1 protein-coding gene is annotated in these 975 nt (G+C 35.9%); it reads left to right on the top strand.

The window, feature by feature from the left end; all coding sequences use genetic code 11:
• Positions 1–314: 314 nt before the first annotated feature.
• Entirely contained in the window at positions 315–773 is a 459-nt protein-coding gene (locus ACSZO1_RS22500; protein WP_437616610.1) for a nuclear transport factor 2 family protein, read from the top strand.
• Positions 774–975: the final 202 nt, after the last annotated feature.

The raw sequence follows: 975 nt of genomic DNA, 5'->3' as shown, positions 1-975 counted from the left end.
CGGCAGCCTTCAGTGGTCTTTGCAGAGTTAAGACAGGCGGCTTAGCGTTGCACTTCGAACTTGAATCCGCCAGTAACAACCATATCAAACTGGTCAATGCGTAGTTGTCTCATTTTCTGGTTCTTTATCAGAACAAGAACCATACTACATGAGTCAATTTAGGATTTTTTACCTTGCTCTTATAGTGATAAGAAATTATAAACGTATGCTTTACTAAAAAATTCACATTACTATAAGATAACAAAATTTACAAACAAGTAAGCGTCAACAATAATAGCAAACAACACATTTTTGAATGTGCCTACGAGGTTTCAATGAGATACAAAATTGTAGTTTTAAGCTCCATACTAATTATTTCTGGTGCAGTTAATGCTTCAACAGTTGAGAATTGTGTTAATGTAAGACCATCCGATATTGAAGAATTATTCAACAAATGGAACGCTTCGTTGCGAACTGGCGATCCCAAAAAAGTTACAGATAATTATCTGAGTGATGCGGTACTTGTTCCCACTATATCAAATAAAATACGGCTTACGCAGGCTGAAAGGATTGATTACTTTGAACATTTTCTTGCTAAAAAACCAGTTGGCAAAATTGACAGTAGAAATATACGAATTGGCTGTAACGAAGCAATTGACGTAGGAACCTACACGTTTACTTTTGGTGACAATACAAAAGTTTCCGCCCGATACACATTTACCTATGATTATACAGGTAAAGAATGGAAAATATCATCTCATCACTCATCTGTTATGCCTGAGAAGCTAAATTAACTTGAAGCAAGCCATATAAACCACTATGTAAATATAAATATTTATATGGCTAATATTAACTACTGATAGTAATCAACCACACTTCACCTTTGAAACATTACTTACCGTATATACCTGAAAATCGCATCCGCGAATTCAGATAATAAGTGCAACGCTTGGTCATGTGGATGGAGGGACGGTTAGCTACCGATAAGCTATCCTG

This window comes from Erwinia sp. V71, assembly GCF_965644245.1.
GTDB lineage: Bacteria > Pseudomonadota > Gammaproteobacteria > Enterobacterales > Enterobacteriaceae > Erwinia.
The sequence above is the reverse complement of the archived record's forward strand: the minus strand, read 5'-3'. Positions and strand labels throughout refer to the sequence as shown.